Origin of the sequence: Micromonospora sp. NPDC047707 (assembly GCF_040704235.1) — a bacterium.
Taxonomy (GTDB): domain Bacteria; phylum Actinomycetota; class Actinomycetes; order Mycobacteriales; family Micromonosporaceae; genus Micromonospora.
Map to the genome: position 1 here is coordinate 136,408 of NZ_JBEYSU010000007.1, position 15,194 is coordinate 151,601.

A 15,194-nucleotide genomic window follows, 5' to 3' on the forward strand; every position below is an offset into this window, starting at 1 on the left:
CTGTGGATGAATGCCGTATTCACGCACAGTTCTTTTGCCGGATGCCGCCAAACCCCTCCCACGACCGGTGCCGGGGACGTCGGCACCGGCCCCCGGTCCGAGTCGCTGCGACGGACGGCGGGACGCCGACCCAGGCCCTACGCTTCGATGGTGACCCACTACGTGGACAGCGAGGTCGGTCGGCTGGGCACGGTCATGCTGCACCGGCCGGGGCCCGAACTCGCCCGGCTCACCCCCCGCAACAACGACTCCCTTCTCTTCGACGCCATCCCCTGGGTGGGCCGCGCGCAGGAGGAGCACGACGCGTTCGCCGCCGCGCTGCGCGAGCGGGGAGTCGAGGTGCTCTACCTCGCCGACCTGCTGGCGGAGACGCTCGCCGTCGCCGACGCGCGCGCCGAGCTGACCGACCTGGTGCTGCGCTCCCCCCGGCTCGGCGACTCGCTGCGCGCCCGGGTCGCCGACCACCTCGCGTACCTCGACCCGGCGGCGCTGGCCGACGTGTTCATCGCCGGCCTGGCGCACGAGGAACTGCGGATCAGCCGGGACCGCCCCGGCGGCCTCGTCTACACCCTGATGGACCGGCACGACTTCGTCATCGACCCGCTGCCGAACCTGCTCTTCACCCGGGACTCGTCGGTCTGGATCGGTGACCGGGTCGCGGTCACCAGCCTGGCCATGACGGCCCGCCGGCGGGAGACCACGCTGACCGACGCGATCTACCGGCACCATCCCCGCTTCGCCGGCAGCGAGTTCGTGTACCACCCGGAGTTGGAGCACCTGGAAGGCGGCGACGTGCTCCTGCTCGCCCCCGGCGTGCTGGCGGTCGGCGTGGGTGAGCGCACCACACCGGCGGGCGCGGAGCGTCTCGCGCGCCAGGTCTTCGCCGCCCGGCTTGCGCACACCATCCTGGTCGTGCCGATCGCGCAGGAGCGCGCCACGATGCACCTCGACACCGTCTGCACGATGGTCGACGTCGACGCCGTGCTGATGTACCCGAACATCGCCAGCACGCTGTCCGCGTACACCGTCATCGCCGGCGCCGACGGCGAGGACCCGCGGGTGGACGGCCCGGCGCCGTTCCTGCGGGCCGCCGCCGACGCGATGGACCTGGCCCAGCTCCGGGTCATCGACACAGGTCTCGACCCGGTCACCGCCGAGCGTGAGCAGTGGGACGACGGCAACAACACCCTCGCCCTCGCGCCGCGGCTCTGCGTCGGCTACGAGCGCAACACGGAGACCAACGCCCAGCTGGAACGGGCCGGCATCGAGGTCATCCCGATCGCCGGCTCCGAGCTGGGCTCCGGCCGCGGCGGCCCCCGGTGCATGTCCTGCCCACTCGTCCGCGACCCGCTGCGCGGGTAAGGAAGGGCCCCTTATCAACGCCTCCGGTAGAGGAAGGGCCCCTTCCCGACCCGCTGCGCGGGTAAGGAAGGGCCCCTTATCAACGCCTCCGGTAGAGGAAGGGCCCCTTCTTAACGGGCCCCGCAGGGCGGCAGCCGGCCCCTCAGCGGAGGGTGAGCTGGCGGCCGAGCAGGCCGTGGCGGGCGCGCCGGGCCGCGGCGTCCAAGGGGGTACGCTCCGCCAGAGCCTCGGCGTAGCGCTTGGCGAAGTCCGCCACCGGCTGCTCCCACTCGCCGGCCGGGGTGTCCTCGGGCAGGTCCCACACCGGTACCAGGCGACCGTGCGCCCGGAACATGCCGGCGAACTTCGTCTGCTCGCCGAGCGTCAGGGCGCCGGCCGCGCTGAGTCGCGCCAGCGCGTCCAGCGCGGCGTCCTCGTCGTCGGGCAGCACCCACCGCACGTGCGCCTTCTCCGGCACCTGGCACCAGTACGCGGCCCGCGCCGCGGTCAGCCGGACGGTGGGGTAGATGGCGGCGTTGGCCCGCTCCAGCGACGCCTGCACGGTCGGGTCGTCCGCCGCACCCGGGTCGAGCCAGAACCCGAAGCCGTCGTGCAGGGTGATCTCCAGCGGCCCGTCGACCAGCATGTCCTGGAGCCGGGGGCCGGGGCCGGGCAGCGGCGGCACGGTGACCTGGCCACCGGGCTCGGTACGCAGTGCGCAGAGCAGCGCCTCGGCCAGGTCCCGCGAGACGTCGCCGGACTGCTGGTGCCGCTGGAGACCGATGAAGACCCGCCCGTCCGGCTTGGTCATCGCCGGCGCCGCCATCGGCAGCACGGTGGCCAGCAGGACCTCGCGGTCGCCGTACTCCTCGACGAGGTCCGGCGTGAGCCGCAGCGGCGCGGAGGCGGCCGGCACCAACTCGCGCAGCGCGATCCACTCCGGCTCGTCGGCCAGCCCCGCGAAGGGGCGGGGCACGAAGACGTCCCGCACCTTCTCGCGCTTACCGGTGGTGTCCGCGGCCCGCTGGCTCTTTCGACGCTTGCTCACGGATCGACAGCCTAGAGGCCGGCGCGGGCCGGCGTGGGGAGGACCCGCCTCAGCGGCTGTCAGCGCCCCGGTCCGGCGACCACCAGGTCGGGCCGGACGGACCCGGCCGGCTCGAACTCCGCCCAGACGGTCTGGCCGAGCCCGTCCCGGTCGACGCCCCAGCGGCTCGACAGGCCCGACACGATGTGCAGGCCCCGGCCGTCGATCGCGTCCGGGTCGGCTTCTCGCATCCGCGGCCCGGCGGCCGCACCGCCGTCGGTCACCCGCAGGTGGACGCGGGGGCCGGCGGGCGTGTCGCGGAGCCGCCAGGCCACCCGGATCACCCCGCCCGGAAGCGGGTCGGCGTGGCGTACGGCGTTGCCCACCAGCTCCGCGAGGACCGCCACGAGGTCCGCGAGCAGGGTCCGGCTCACGACCTCGGTCAGCTCGTCGGCGAGCCGGTGCCGCGCCTGCCGCGCACCCGTCGCATGGTGGGGCACCACCACGCACCACGCCCGTTCGGCACCCTGCGTCGACACCGTCGCCCCTCCACACCCCCCGCCACCGCCGGTCACCCGCGGGGCAGCCGCACCTCTGCGACCGTACCGCCACCGGCCTTCGGTCGAAGGGATACCCATCCATTCTGTTGTTCAACGATCCGGCGGACCAGATAGAGGCCGAGCCCCGCGCCGGGAAAGCGGCGGCGGTCACCGGACTCGCCCTGCCAGAACCGGTCGAACGCGCGCTCCACGTGCTCGGGGCGGACGCCGATGCCCTGGTCGGAGACCCGGAAGGAGACGGTCTGCCCGTCGGCCCCGGCGCTGATGCCGATCGGGGTGCCCGGTGGCGAGTACTTGCCGGCGTTCGTGCACAGCTCGGTCAGCACCGTCGCCAGGCTCGCCCGGTGGCCGAGCACCTTGGGTAGCCCCGCCGGCAGGTCCAGCGTGATGCGGCGGCGCAGCTCCGCCGGAAGGTCAGCCACCGCCGTGCACAGGGCGTCGTTGAGGTCGTACGGGGCCGACGGCTCCTCACCCGGGCCCGCCTCGGTCGCCGAGGAGAGCAAGCGGTCGACGAGGCGGGCCAGCTCGTTGGCGCGCTGGCCGATCACGCGGGCGGCCATCCGCCGGTCCGCGTCGCTCAGCGACTCCCAGTGGTCATTGAGGGTGTCCGCGTACCCCTTGATGACGGTGACCGGGGTCCGCAGCTCGTGGCTGGTGACCGCCACGAAGAGGTCCCGGTCGTTGTCACGGCGCTGCTGGTCGGTGGTGTCGCGGAAGGTGACCACCCGCAGCGTGCCGGGGCCGGGCAGCTCGCCCGAGGTGACCCGCAGCCAGCGGCCGTCCGGCAGCCGGTGGTCGAGCACCTGTCCGGGCGGGGGGAGGGGGAACGGCAGCGGCTGGTTGAGCGCGTCGGCGGCGGAACGGCCGGTCACCTGGGCGGCGGCCGGGTTCCAGAGCCGGACGTGACCATCGCGGTCGACCACGGCCAGCCCGTCGGCCATGGCGGCCACCACCGGGCCGTCGCCGTGCACCGGCAGGCCGCTCTGGTCGCCGTACATGTGGGCGATGCAGGAGGCGACGTACGTGACGACCGCGTGCTGGTCGGTGCCCGGGCCGTCGCCGTCGGAGGGGTAGAGGGCGTGCAGGCTCCCCACGGTGAGCCCGCCGATCTCGGCGCGGGACGCGACCATCCGGTGCAGGCCCCGGTCGGCCAGTTCGGCGCCGAGCCTGCCGGTGAGCCGGTCCACCCGGATCTCCCGGACGCGAGGTCCGGAGAGCAGGCAGGCGATGTCCGGGTCGTCGGCCGGAACGGGTCGGCCGATGGTCCAGTCGACGGCGCCGGTGGCGGCGATGATCCGGCCGCCGGTAGGTGCGAACTCGACGAACGCCACACCGGCCGCGCCCAGCGCGGACTGGGTGACCCGGAGCAGTTGGGTGAGGACCGGAAGGCCGGCGTCCCCAGAGTTGATCATCTCGATGACCACCGTGTGCCCGGCGATCAGAGCGGGAAGGTCCGTACGCTCCGGCATGCCCCGAGTGTGCCCCGCCGCGCGGATCTCCGGACACCCCCGTCCGGCCGGCGTAGCGCGTTAAGAAGGGGCCCTTCTACTACCGCAGGCGTTAAGAGGGGGCCCTTCCTTGCACGCGGGCCAGGGCTTGGGTCGGGCGGTCGGTGATGATGCCGTCCACCCCGGCGGCCAGTACCAGGTCCAGGTCGGCGGGGTCGTTGACGGTCCAGACGTACACCTGGTTGCCGGCCGCGCGCAGTGCCGGCACCAGGTCCGGGCGGGCCCGCACCAGCGCCACGCCGGGCCCGGCGATCCGGGTTCCGAACGGCAGCCGGCCCGGCCGCACCCGGCGGGGCAGCATCTCCAGCAGCAGCACGGTGGGCAGCGCGGGGGACAGTTCGCGGATCCGGCGGACCGCCAGCAGCGAGAACGACATCACCGTCACCTGGACCGGGTGCTCGGGCCGGGGTTCGGTCAGCCCGTACCGGCGCAGCAGCGCGACGAGCCGCCGTTCGACGTCCCGGCCGTACCGGGAGGGGTGCTTCGTCTCCACCAGCAGCCGGACCGGCCGGTTGGCGGCGAGGACCGCGTCCAGCAGCCGTTCCAGGGTGAGCAGCCGGGTGTGCGACTCGTCGAGCACCTCGTCGCCGTCGGCCGGTACGCAGCCCGGGTGCCAGGACCCGAAGTCCAGTGCCTCCAACTCGGCGAGGGTGCGGGCGCTCACCAGGCCCCGCCCGTTGCTGGTGCGGTCCAGGCGACGGTCGTGGACGCAGACGAGGTGACCGTCGCGGGTCAGCCGGACGTCGCACTCCAGCCCGTCGGCACCCTCGTCGAGCGCGCGCAGGTACGCGGCGAGGGTGTGCTCCGGAAGGTCGTACGACGAGCCGCGGTGCGCGAAGACCAGGGGTCGGTCCATGCGTTGCTCTCCGCTACAGGACCCGGCCCGGCTGCCCGTCCTCGCCGACCACGGGACGCCCGGCGATGGCCCACTCGCCCATCCCGCCCTCGACGTTGCGGACCTGGTCCCAGCCGTTGCGCATGAGGTATGCGACGACCTGGGCGGATCGTCCGCCGGAGCGGCAGATGACCGCGACGTCCCGGTCGGTGGGCACCTCCGTCAGCCGGGACGGCAGTTCCATCATCGGCAGGTGGTGGGCGCCGGGGGCGTGGCCGGCGGCCCACTCGTCGTCCTCCCGGACGTCGAGCAGGTACGTGTCGTCGGTGATCTCGGGGATGGTCACGGTGGGTACGCGGGGTCCGAACACGATTACCAAGCTTAGGGTCTTGGTGGCCCGTCACAACTGCGTCACCCAGCGCGGGTTGGCGCGGGCCCACCCTGGCACCCGGGTGCTCCGGACCGCCTCGAAGAGGCCGGCGCCGCCGTCGTCCAGCACCACGTACGACACCTGGCCGACGGTCTGCGGCCGGGACGGCACCTGGAGCCCGCGCAGGGCGTCGGCCGGCAGGTCGCGCAGCGCGATCACGAGGTCCTCCAGGGGTACGCCGTTGGTGTCCACGGTCAGGGAGTCGCCCACGGCGCGGATGACCTGGTCGAGCTTCACCGGGTTGGTCCGCAGCGCGGTCTCGCCGGTCCGGTCCAGGACGGCCCGCAGCAGTTGCTGCTGGTGGGTCTGCCGGTCGTAGTCGCCGTTCGGGAGGCCGTACCGCTGGCGGACGAAGTCCAGGGCGGTGCCGCCGTCCATCTGCTGGCACCCGGGCGGGAAGACCCGGCCGGTGTGGATCGACCGGACCTCGGTGTCGACGCACATGCGGACGCCGCCGAGGAGGTCGATGACCCGGCGGAAGCCGGAGAAGTCGATCAGGGCGGCGCCGTCGAACCGGAGCCCGGTCAGGCGGGCCAGTGTCGCGGAGAGCAGTCTGGTGCCCGGCAGTCCGCCGCCGCCGTGCTCGTACGCGGAATTGATTTTGTCCTGCCCGCCGCCGTAGCCGGCGGTGGCGGGGATGGCGACCAGCAGGTCCCGGGGTACCGAGACCAGGTACGCCTCCCGCCCGCCGGCGGGCACGTGGACGATGAGGATGGTGTCCGACCGCCGGTCGGCGGCGCTGCCGCTCCGCCACCGGTCGGTGCCGACGAGGAGGTAGTTGAGGGTTCCGTCCACGTCGGTGCGTTTCCGGCGGGCGCTCTCGTCGAGCAACTGCTCCTTGACCACGGCCCGGTCGTACCGTTCGGCGATCACCCGGAGGCCGACCACGGTGAGCCCGGCCAGCAGTGCCAGGGCGAGGCCGGCGCGGAGCAGGAGTCGGGGCCGGCGGGGCGGTCCGGACCGGACGCCCGCGCCGGCCCGCTCCCGTCCATCCCCCGACCTGGACGTGGTTCCTCCCCGCCACCCGCACGCGAATCCTCTTCACGTCAGGCTACGGTCCGGAGCGCCCCCACCGGGCCGGTTCGGTGAAACCCCCCGGTCACTTCCGGGTGGAGAGCACCTCCGGGTTGGCGACCACGAAGTCGGCCAGCCGGTCCTCCTTGACGGCCCGGAACATCTCCAGCGTCTGCTCGCTGAGCGACTCGCGGTTGTTGCCGTTGCCGTTGAAGGTGCCGCCGTTCGTCCGCAGCATCGTCAGGTCGCTGCCGGTGACCCCGCGCATGGTGAAGATGAAGTCGATGACCGGTACGCCGCCGGTGTCCAGCACGAACGCGTCGCCGGCCGCGTCGATCAGCTTGCTGATCTTGGTTGGGCTGGTCAGCGTGCCGTTCTGGGTCGCCTTCTTGGCCATCGCCTTGATCAGCTGCTGCTGGTTCTGCTGCCGGTCGTAGTCGGCGTTCTTGAGGCCGTACCGCTGGCGGGAGTAGTCCAGCGCCGCCCAGCCCTCCATCTCCTTGCAGCCCTTCTTGTGCACCACCGGGGTCATCGGCTTGCCGGTCTTCTTCGCCTCCGCGTTCCACATCGGCTTGCCGTCGACGTACACCATGTGGTGCGACTTGACCTCCTGGCTGACGCAGATGCGGACCGAGCCCAGGGTGTCGATGATGCGCTTGAAACCGCCGAAGTTGATGATCGCGGCACCGTCGAAGCTGATGCCGGTCATCTGCTTGATCGTCTGAGCGGTCAGCTGCGCGCCGCCCTCCCAGCCGCCGCCGTTGCGGGCGCCGGCCTGGAACGCCGCGTTGATCTTGTCCACCCCGCCGTGGAACCCGCTCTTCGAGAAGGCCGGGATCCGCACCTCGGTGTCGCGGGGAATCGAGATCAGGTACGCCTGGTCGTGGGTCGCCGGGATGTGCAGCACGATGATGCTGTCCGCCCGGACGTCATCGGGTGCCCACGACTGCCGGGCGTCCACCCCGAGCAGCAGCATGTCGATCGGGCCGTCGAGGTTCGCGCCGCCCTCCGCGCCCGACTTGCCGGCGTCGCCGAGCAGGTTGCGCTGGTCGATGTTGCCGGTGGCCCGGTCGATCATCACCTTGCCGCCGACGATCGCGACACCGCTGGTCAGCATCAGGACGGCACCGAAGATCAACGTGATGCGCGCCCACAGCGGGTCCTTGCGGCGACGCTTGCGGCTGGCGGGGGTGGTGGGCGGACGACCCTTCCCGGGCTGCGCCGGAATGGTTGCGGACATCCGGACCGACGCGTGGGGGGCATCCAGCGACGGCGGGCGACCGCTGGTCTGAACCGGCATGCGTGCTCCAGTTCGTGATCGGGGGCGGGATCACTGTACGGACGCTTTCCCGTCCTGGCGAGTTCACCCCACGGTCAAATGCCGTTATCCAGACCGCCCGATGGATAAATCGACCGAACGGAGGGGTCGGAAACGACCGGTCGACGGCTGGCACCCGGCATCAGGGATGCTCAGCCGCCGACCGGTGACGACCGCCGTCGATGCGGCGGGTGGCGCGGTCAGTTGCCGCCGTCGCTCTTCTGGTTCGCCTTGACCCAGTCCGTCATGGTGTCCCTGGCCATCGCCTGGTACATGGAGAGCGCCTTCTCCCGGTCCGAGACCACCACCGACTCGCCGTTGATCGTCTGGCTGCCGTTGTGCGGGCTGGTCACGAACGTCAGGTTCTCCCCGCGCAGGTTGCGGAACTGCACCGCCATGTCGACCAGGGAGAAGCCCTCGTCGACGGTGACCGCGGCGGTAACCGCCTTCAGGAAGTTGTTCAGCTTGACGGGGTTGGAGAGCGTCCCGGTGCTCGCGGCCTTGTCCATCAGCGCGCGGAGGAACTCCTGCTGGTGCCGCATTCGGTCGAAGTCGCCGTTCGGGAACTGCTTGCGCTGCCGGATCCAGTCCAGCGCCTCCGCGCCGTCCATGTGGTTGACGCCCTTGGTGAACGTCCGGTACGGCTTGTGGATCGAGGTGACCGTCTTCTCCACGGTCAGGTCGACGCCGCCGAGCGCGTCGGTGACCTGCTTGAAACCGGCGAAGTCGATCGCCATCACGTGGTCGAGCCGGACGTCGGTGAAGCACTCCACGGTGCGTACGGCCAGGGGCAGGCCGCCGAACGCGAACGCCGCGTTGATCTTCCCGCGCCGACCCGAGCCGCAGTCCGCGTTGGCGCTCTCCGGGATCGGCACGTACAGGTCACGCGGGATCGACACCAGGTAGGCCTGCTGGTGGTTGCTCGGGATGTGCATCACGATGATCGTGTCCGCGCGCCACTTGCTGGCCTCGTTGACCGGGGCGTCCGGGTCCCGCGAGTCGCTGCCGACCATCAGGATGTTCAGCGCGCCGTCGACCGCCTTGGCCGGCCGGCCACCGGTGATCTGCGAGAACGGGTCGGTGCGCCCCAGGTCCTCGTTGAGGCCACGGGCGTAGAACCAGGCGCCGGTGCCGCCGAGCAGCGCGAGCACCAGCACCGCGATGCCGGCCACCAGACCGATCCGGCCCCAGCGCGGGCGGGGGCCACGGCGCCGGGGGCGGCCCGAACCGTCGTCCCCACCGCCGAAGTCGCCGGGTCCACCGGGGCCGACGGGGCCACGGGGGCCACCCCCCGACGGTTCGTCGTGGTACGAGGGATACCACTGTGTCTCGGTCGACCGGGCGCGTCCAGCCGGGCCGGAGCCCGGCACCGGGGCGCGCCCGGCACTGCGGTGAAGCCGGTGGACACCCCCGGTGTGCGGAAGCGGGAAACCGGCGGGCGTGGTCGCTGACATGTAACTCAGGGTACGTACGTCCGGCCAGTGTCGCCCTGAAGCGGAGCCGGCGTCGCCACCGCCCGTCGCCGGCTGGTTACCCCAGCCGCTCGCGGAAGTACGCGATCGTGCGCCGCAGACCCTCCTCGGGCGCGATCCGCGGTTCGTATCCGAGCAGTTGCCGGGCGAGCGTCAGATCGGGGCGACGCATCTCCGGATCGTCGGCGGCGCGGGTGATGTAAGTCACCTCGGAGCTGCTGCCGCAGAGTGACACGATCGTCTCGGCCAGTTGCCGCATGCTCATCTCGTGCTCGGTGCCGCAGTTGATCGGCCCGGTCTCCGTCGAGTCGAGCAGCAGCAGGATGCCCCGCACCAGGTCGTCAACGTAGCAGATCGAGCGCGTCTGGTTGCCGGTGCCGTGCACGGTGATCGGCTCGCCGCGCAGCGCCTGGGAGATGAAGGTCGGGATCGCCCGCCCGTCGTCCGGACGCATCCGCGGCCCGTACGTGTTGAAGATCCGGACGATCGCGACGTCCAGCCCCCGGCTGCGGTGGTACGCCATGGTGGCGGCCTCGGCGAACCGCTTCGACTCGTCGTAGACGCTGCGGACGCCGATCGGGTTGACGTTGCCCCAGTACGTCTCGCGCTGCGGGTGCTCCTTCGGGTCGCCGTACGCCTCGGAGGTGGACGCCATCAGGAAGCGCGCGCCGTCGGCGACCGCCCGCTCGAGCAGGTGCAGGGTGGCGACCGAGCCGACCCGCAGGATCTCCACCGGCAGCTTCTCGAAGTCGGTGGGGCTGGCCGGCGAGGCCATGTGCAGGATCGCGTCGAACCGCTCGGCGAACGCGGGGTGGTGGGTCGGCAGACCGTCCGAGATGTCGGCCTCGACCAGCGTGAAGGTCGGCGTGTCGGCCAGGTGGGCGACGTTCTCCTTCGACCCGGTGACGAAGTTGTCGACCGCGACCACCGTGCAGCCCCGGCCGATCAGGACGTCGACCACGTGCGACGGCACGAAGCCGGCGCCGCCGGTGACGAGGATGCGGTGACCGGACCCGAAGCGCTGCACGACCTTCATGCCGGTCAGCCTACCGACCGGCCCGGCAGGTGACCCGACAAGGAAGGGCCCCCTGTTAACGCCTCGCGTTGTACAGGGGGCCCTTCTTATCACGCACCGAGCAGGCCGGCGCTCGTCGCACGGCCCACCCGGGGTGGTCAGTGCGCGCCCGCCCCGGTGAGCGAGCGCACCTCGAGTTCGGCGTACTTGTCCTCGTCGCGCTCCTTGGAGAGCACCGTGCCGAGCCATCCGCACAGGAAGCCGAACGGGATGGAGAGGATGCCCGGGTTCGACAGCGGGAACCACTGCCAGTCCTGCTCGGGGAACATCGCGGTCGGCGCCCCGGAGACCACCGGGGAGAAGAACACCAGGAAGACCGCGGCGAACAGGCCGCCGTAGATCGCCCACACCGCGCCGGAGGTGTTGAACCGCTTCCAGAACAGGCTGTAGAGGATCGCCGGCAGGTTGCCCGATGCCGCCACCGCGAAGGCCAGCGCCACCAGGAAGGCGACGTTCAGGTTCTGCGCGAAGATCGACAGCACGATCGAGATCGCGCCGATCACCAGCGCGGAGATCCGCGCGACCGTCACCTCCTGCCGCTCGGACGCCGTCCCGTCCTTGATGACGTTGGCGTAGAAGTCGTGCGCCAGGCTGGACGAGGAGGCGAGGGTCAGTCCGGCCACCACGGCGAGGATGGTGGCGAAGGCGACCGCCGCGATGACCGCGAGCAGGGTGGCCCCGCCGAGATCACCGCCGAGGAAGTCGACGCCGAGCGCCTCGGCCAGTTGTGGCGCGGCCGTGTTGCCGGCCCGGTCCTGCGCGGTGATCGCCTCGCCGCCCACCAGCGCCGCGGCGCCGAAGCCGAGCGCCAGGGTGAGCAGGTAGAAGGTGCCGATGATGCCAATCGCCCAGAGCACGCTCTTGCGGGCCGCCTTCGCCGTCGGCACCGTGTAGAAGCGGATCAGGATGTGCGGCAGGCCGGCCGTGCCGAGCACCAGCGCGATGCCGAGCGACAGCAGGTCGATCTTGTTGTAGAAGGTCTGCGTCGAGTTTCCAGCCACCTCGACGCCGTAGCGCAGCCCGGGTTCCAGGAAGGCGCTGCCCTTGCCGGACGACTCGGCCGCCTGGCCCAGCAACTCCGACAGGTTGAAGTTGAACTTGGCGAGCACCAGCACGGTCATGATCAGCGCGCCGCCCATCAGCAGGAACGCCTTGACGATCTGCACGTACGTGGTGCCCTTCATGCCACCGACCGTCACGTAGATGATCATCAAGGCGCCGACCATGATAATCGTGGCGATCTTGGCGGCGTCCGCGTCCATGCCGAGGAAGGTGGTTCCCGGCCGGATGCCGAGCAGCAGGGCGACCAGGGCGCCGGCGCCGACCATCTGGGCCAGCAGGTAGAAGATCGAGACCGTGATGGTGGAGACCGCCGCGGCCGTGCGGACCGGGCGCTGCCGCATCCGGAAGGCCAGCACGTCGGCCATCGTGTAGCGGCCGGAGTTGCGCAGCAGCTCCGCCACCAGCAGCAGCGCCACCAGCCAGGCGACCAGGAAGCCGATCGAGTACAGGAACCCGTCGTAGCCGTACAGGGCGATGATGCCGGCGATGCCCAGGAACGACGCCGCCGACATGTAGTCGCCGCCGATCGCCATGCCGTTCTGGAAGCCGGAGAAGGACCGGCCGCCCGCGTAGAAGTCGGTGGCCGTCTTGGTCTGCCGGCTGGCCCAGATCGTGATGGCCAGCGTCACCGCCACGAAGACCAGGAACAGCGTGATGGTGAGGTTCCGGGCGGTGGTGTCGCCCGCCTCAGCCGCGAGGACCGTGTTCATGGGTCACCTCCCCCATCTCGGCGCGGATCCGGTCGGCGACCGGGTCGATCTTCCGGTCGGCGTACCGGGAGTAGAGCCAGGCGATGAGGAAGGTGGAGACGAACTGCAGCAGACCGAAGACCAGGGCGACGTTGATGTTGCCGACGACCTTCGTGCCCATGAAGTCCCGCGCGTACGCGGACAGGATCACGTAGAGCGCGTACCACAGGAAGAACGCGACGGTCATCGGGAAGACGAAGCCGCGCAACGCGCGGCGCAACCCGGCGAACTCGTCCGACCGCTGTACGGCCAGATAGCGTTCCGCCGCCGACTCGGCGGGGGCGGACGCGGGTGTGTCCGTGGACATCTGTAGATCACCACCTTCACAGGCATCGGGGAGTTTCGCGCACGGTAAGGAGCGCACTCCCGACCCGGGAAGCGTGAGATCGGCGTCGGTCGACGGTTGCGCCGAACGGCACGATGGCTGCGCCGAGTGACCTGGCTCACTCCGGTGACCGGTCGGCGTCGGGTGCCGGCCGCGGTGCCGGGTGGTCACCTCCGAGCGGCGGCGACCTGGTCAGGTCAGCTCGCGGTACCGGCCCCGGTAGTGCAGCAGCGGGTCGGTCTCCTCCGCCAGTTCGACCGTCTCGATGGTGGCGTCCACCAGCAGACCCCAGCCGTACTCCCGGGCGTCGTCGAGCCGGCAACCGGCCCAGCCGCCCGCGTCCGACGGCACCGGGCCGTAGTCGGTCTGCGTCCAGGTGCCGGTGGCGAACAGACCGCCGGGGGACGGGAAGAGCCCGGCGAACCGGTCCGCGAGCTGCCGGTGCGACGGATTCAACGGCGCGACCGCGAAGCGGCCCGCCTCCTCCACCGCCGCCCACAGGTCGGCCTCCGGGTCGATCAGGCCGAGCAGCCGGTCCGGCTCGCCCTCCGCCACCAGCGTGGAGGAGACCGTCAGGCCCGCCGGCCCGGGAGCCGTCCACAGTGTCACCGGCGCCGCCAGCCGGCCACGCAACCGGCGTACGGGAGAGCGCCGGTCCACCGGTACGGCGAACGGGTCGGTGTGGTGGATCTCGGCACCCGGCTCATGATTCACGTGGAACATTCTGCCGTCCCGGGCCCGCGCCCAACCCAGGAAGCGCTCGTGCAGCCCGGTCGGCGGTGCGTGCCCGTTGAGCTGCGCGAGCTGGGCGGACGCCTCGGCCATCAGCGTCCCCAGGTAGATCAGCAGCGCCGGCCGGTCGTGCCGGTACTCCGCCAGCAGCGCCAGCCGGGCGGGCTGGCACGGCCAGTGCGCACCGCACGCCCGGCACCGCCACAGCGGCCGCATCGCCACATGCGGCACCCCCCGACTCACGGCTGTTCCGCTGGTCGCGGCTGGTTGCGCGAGATCTTGGAGATTTTCGGCCCCGGCGGGGGCCGCTTCTTTGCAAGATCTCGGCGACGACCGGCCGGGATGCGGATGGTGGTCACCAGCGACCGCCGTTGGCCCGCCAGGTCTGCGCCGGGGTCAGCCAACCGGCCCGGCCCGGTCGTGGCAGCGCCACCGTCGGCCAGGCCGCCCAGGCTGGTGGCACCGTCGGCCGGGCGGGGACCGGGTCCGGCGTCGTCGCGCCCGGCACGCCGGTCGGCACCGGCCGGCTCCTCATCCGGTACGACCCCAGCGCGGCGTTCCTCCGGAACGGTCTGAACACGGGTGGCCTCCTCCAGGTCGGGGGCCGCCCCGACCGGGGATTGACCGGGGCGGCCCGACGCAGGACCGGCCGCCGGGTCGTCGCCTCCACCGGCCGGGCCGCGCACCCTCCACCCTGGACTCGATCGCTCGGGCGGGGGAGGATGCCAGGGCTTACTACGCAGCGCCATCACGTACTTACGGAAGGCGTAAGGATGGAAATCGAGAAGTGGATACGGGCGCTCAAGGCCGCCCGAGCCGGTGCGGATGTATCCCAGGAAGGGCTGGCTGCCCTGATCAAGTGGAGCCCGTCTACGGTCGCCGCGATCGAGACCGGCCGTCGCCGGCCGACCGTTGAATTCGCGATGGCTGCCGACGAGGCCCTCGGCACGTGTGGCCTTCTTGCTGGCCTTCTGCGGGACGACGAAGGGTTGACCGGGCCGGCCTGGTTTGAGTCATGGCCCGGCCATGAGGAGCAGGCCGTCCGGCTGCTCGACTTCGAACCTTGCCTGGTGCCCGGCCTCCTGCAAACCGAGGAGTATGCCCGAGCAGTCGTCTCCGCCGGCGGGCTGCACCGGAGCGAGCGGGTGGAAGAGCTTGTGAACCTCCGAATGAGCCGGCAACGTCTGCTCCATCGGGAGCATTCGCCGGAGTGCGTGTTCGTCATCGACGAGAGCGCTCTGCGCAGACGCATCGGTGGGCCGGCCGTCATGGAGCGGCAGCTTGGCTGGCTCCTCGAAGCGGCGGAGCTGTCGCCGGTGCGCCTGCACGTCCTTCCACTCGACGTCGGCGCCCATGTCTCGATGGGCGGCGGCTTCCTACTCGCGGAACTGCCCGGCAACGACCGCCTGCTCTGCCTTGACACTGCGGCGCGCGGCCAGATCGCCGACCATCCGGAGTGGATACGCTGGGTGCAGCGAAAGTGGGAGCACCTTCTCGGGGAGGCGCTCAGCCAGAGTGCCTCCCTCGACCTGATCAACAAGTTAAAGGTGACGCCATGACGAATGCCCGGCCCTGCTGGCGCAGGTCTACCAAGTCGCAGGAAACCGGCAACTGTGTCGAGGTGGCGGACAACGTGCCTGGGGTAGTGCTCGTGCGGGACAGCAAGGATCGGTCAGGCCCGACGTTGACTTTTCGTCCGTCCGCTTGGCGGGCGTTCCTCGCCGCCACCCGTACCCGCTGACCCGC

Annotated in this window: 16 protein-coding genes; 3 read left to right on the forward strand and 13 right to left on the reverse strand. The window is 71.4% G+C overall.

Annotation, left to right across the window (positions count from 1 at the left end):
* Nucleotides 1-147 precede the first annotated feature (147 nt).
* Entirely contained in the window at nt 148-1,362 is a 1,215-nt protein-coding gene (locus tag AB0873_RS10605; protein ID WP_366599405.1) for an arginine deiminase, read from the forward strand.
* 142 nt (nt 1,363-1,504) lie between these two features.
* On the opposite strand, the gene AB0873_RS10610 is transcribed toward AB0873_RS10605, so the two are convergent.
* The 13 genes from AB0873_RS10610 to AB0873_RS10670 all read right to left on the reverse strand — a co-directional run bounded on the left by AB0873_RS10610 (nt 1,505) and on the right by AB0873_RS10670 (nt 14,028).
* A complete protein-coding gene (locus tag AB0873_RS10610) occupies nt 1,505-2,389 on the reverse strand; it encodes a DUF5926 family protein (protein ID WP_366599406.1) in 885 nt (294 codons plus the stop codon).
* Between the two features lie 59 nt (nt 2,390-2,448).
* Nucleotides 2,449-2,874: an ATP-binding protein gene (locus AB0873_RS10615; RefSeq protein WP_366599536.1), complete on the reverse strand. Its 426-nt coding sequence runs from the start codon at nt 2,872-2,874 to the stop codon at nt 2,449-2,451.
* 65 nt (nt 2,875-2,939) lie between these two features.
* Complete coding sequence (locus tag AB0873_RS10620; protein ID WP_366599407.1) at nt 2,940-4,397, reverse strand: ATP-binding protein; 1,458 nt, start codon at nt 4,395-4,397, stop codon at nt 2,940-2,942.
* A 91-nt stretch (nt 4,398-4,488) separates the two neighbouring features.
* Nucleotides 4,489-5,292, reverse strand: a complete 804-nt coding sequence (locus AB0873_RS10625; RefSeq protein ID WP_366599408.1) for a glycerophosphodiester phosphodiesterase family protein — start codon at nt 5,290-5,292, stop codon at nt 4,489-4,491.
* Between the two features lie 13 nt (nt 5,293-5,305).
* Nucleotides 5,306-5,641, reverse strand: coding sequence for a rhodanese-like domain-containing protein (locus AB0873_RS10630; protein WP_366599409.1), 336 nt, complete (start codon nt 5,639-5,641; stop codon nt 5,306-5,308).
* A gap of 30 nt (nt 5,642-5,671) precedes the next feature.
* Complete coding sequence (locus tag AB0873_RS10635) at nt 5,672-6,607, reverse strand: LCP family protein (protein WP_366599538.1); 936 nt, start codon at nt 6,605-6,607, stop codon at nt 5,672-5,674.
* Between the two features lie 193 nt (nt 6,608-6,800).
* The gene (locus AB0873_RS10640; RefSeq protein WP_366599410.1) at nt 6,801-8,015 is read right to left on the reverse strand and encodes an LCP family protein; all 1,215 of its coding nucleotides are present in this window, start codon (nt 8,013-8,015) and stop codon (nt 6,801-6,803) included.
* 218 nt (nt 8,016-8,233) lie between these two features.
* A complete protein-coding gene (locus AB0873_RS10645; protein WP_366599411.1) occupies nt 8,234-9,487 on the reverse strand; it encodes an LCP family protein in 1,254 nt (417 codons plus the stop codon).
* Between the two features lie 76 nt (nt 9,488-9,563).
* Complete coding sequence (locus tag AB0873_RS10650; RefSeq protein ID WP_366599412.1) at nt 9,564-10,541, reverse strand: NAD-dependent epimerase/dehydratase family protein; 978 nt, start codon at nt 10,539-10,541, stop codon at nt 9,564-9,566.
* Nucleotides 10,542-10,678: 137 nt separating this feature from the next.
* Nucleotides 10,679-12,352, reverse strand: coding sequence for a cation acetate symporter (locus tag AB0873_RS10655; RefSeq protein ID WP_366599413.1), 1,674 nt, complete (start codon nt 12,350-12,352; stop codon nt 10,679-10,681).
* Nucleotides 12,330-12,698, reverse strand: a complete 369-nt coding sequence (locus AB0873_RS10660) for a DUF485 domain-containing protein (protein WP_366599414.1) — start codon at nt 12,696-12,698, stop codon at nt 12,330-12,332. Before AB0873_RS10660 ends, AB0873_RS10655 begins: the two co-directional genes overlap by 23 nt.
* Nucleotides 12,699-12,908: 210 nt before the next feature.
* Entirely contained in the window at nt 12,909-13,664 is a 756-nt protein-coding gene (locus AB0873_RS10665; protein WP_366599539.1) for a flavin reductase family protein, read from the reverse strand.
* 139 nt (nt 13,665-13,803) lie between these two features.
* Nucleotides 13,804-14,028 (reverse strand): hypothetical protein, encoded by a 225-nt coding sequence (locus AB0873_RS10670; protein WP_366599415.1) that lies wholly within the window; start codon nt 14,026-14,028, stop codon nt 13,804-13,806.
* Nucleotides 14,029-14,221: 193 nt separating this feature from the next.
* On the opposite strand from AB0873_RS10670, the gene AB0873_RS10675 reads away from it, so the two are divergent.
* A complete protein-coding gene (locus AB0873_RS10675; protein ID WP_366599416.1) occupies nt 14,222-15,007 on the forward strand; it encodes a helix-turn-helix transcriptional regulator in 786 nt (261 codons plus the stop codon).
* Nucleotides 15,004-15,189 (forward strand): DUF397 domain-containing protein, encoded by a 186-nt coding sequence (locus tag AB0873_RS10680; RefSeq protein WP_366599417.1) that lies wholly within the window; start codon nt 15,004-15,006, stop codon nt 15,187-15,189. The genes AB0873_RS10675 and AB0873_RS10680 overlap by 4 nt, the downstream gene beginning before the upstream one ends.
* The last annotated feature ends 5 nt before the right edge of the window (nt 15,190-15,194 follow it).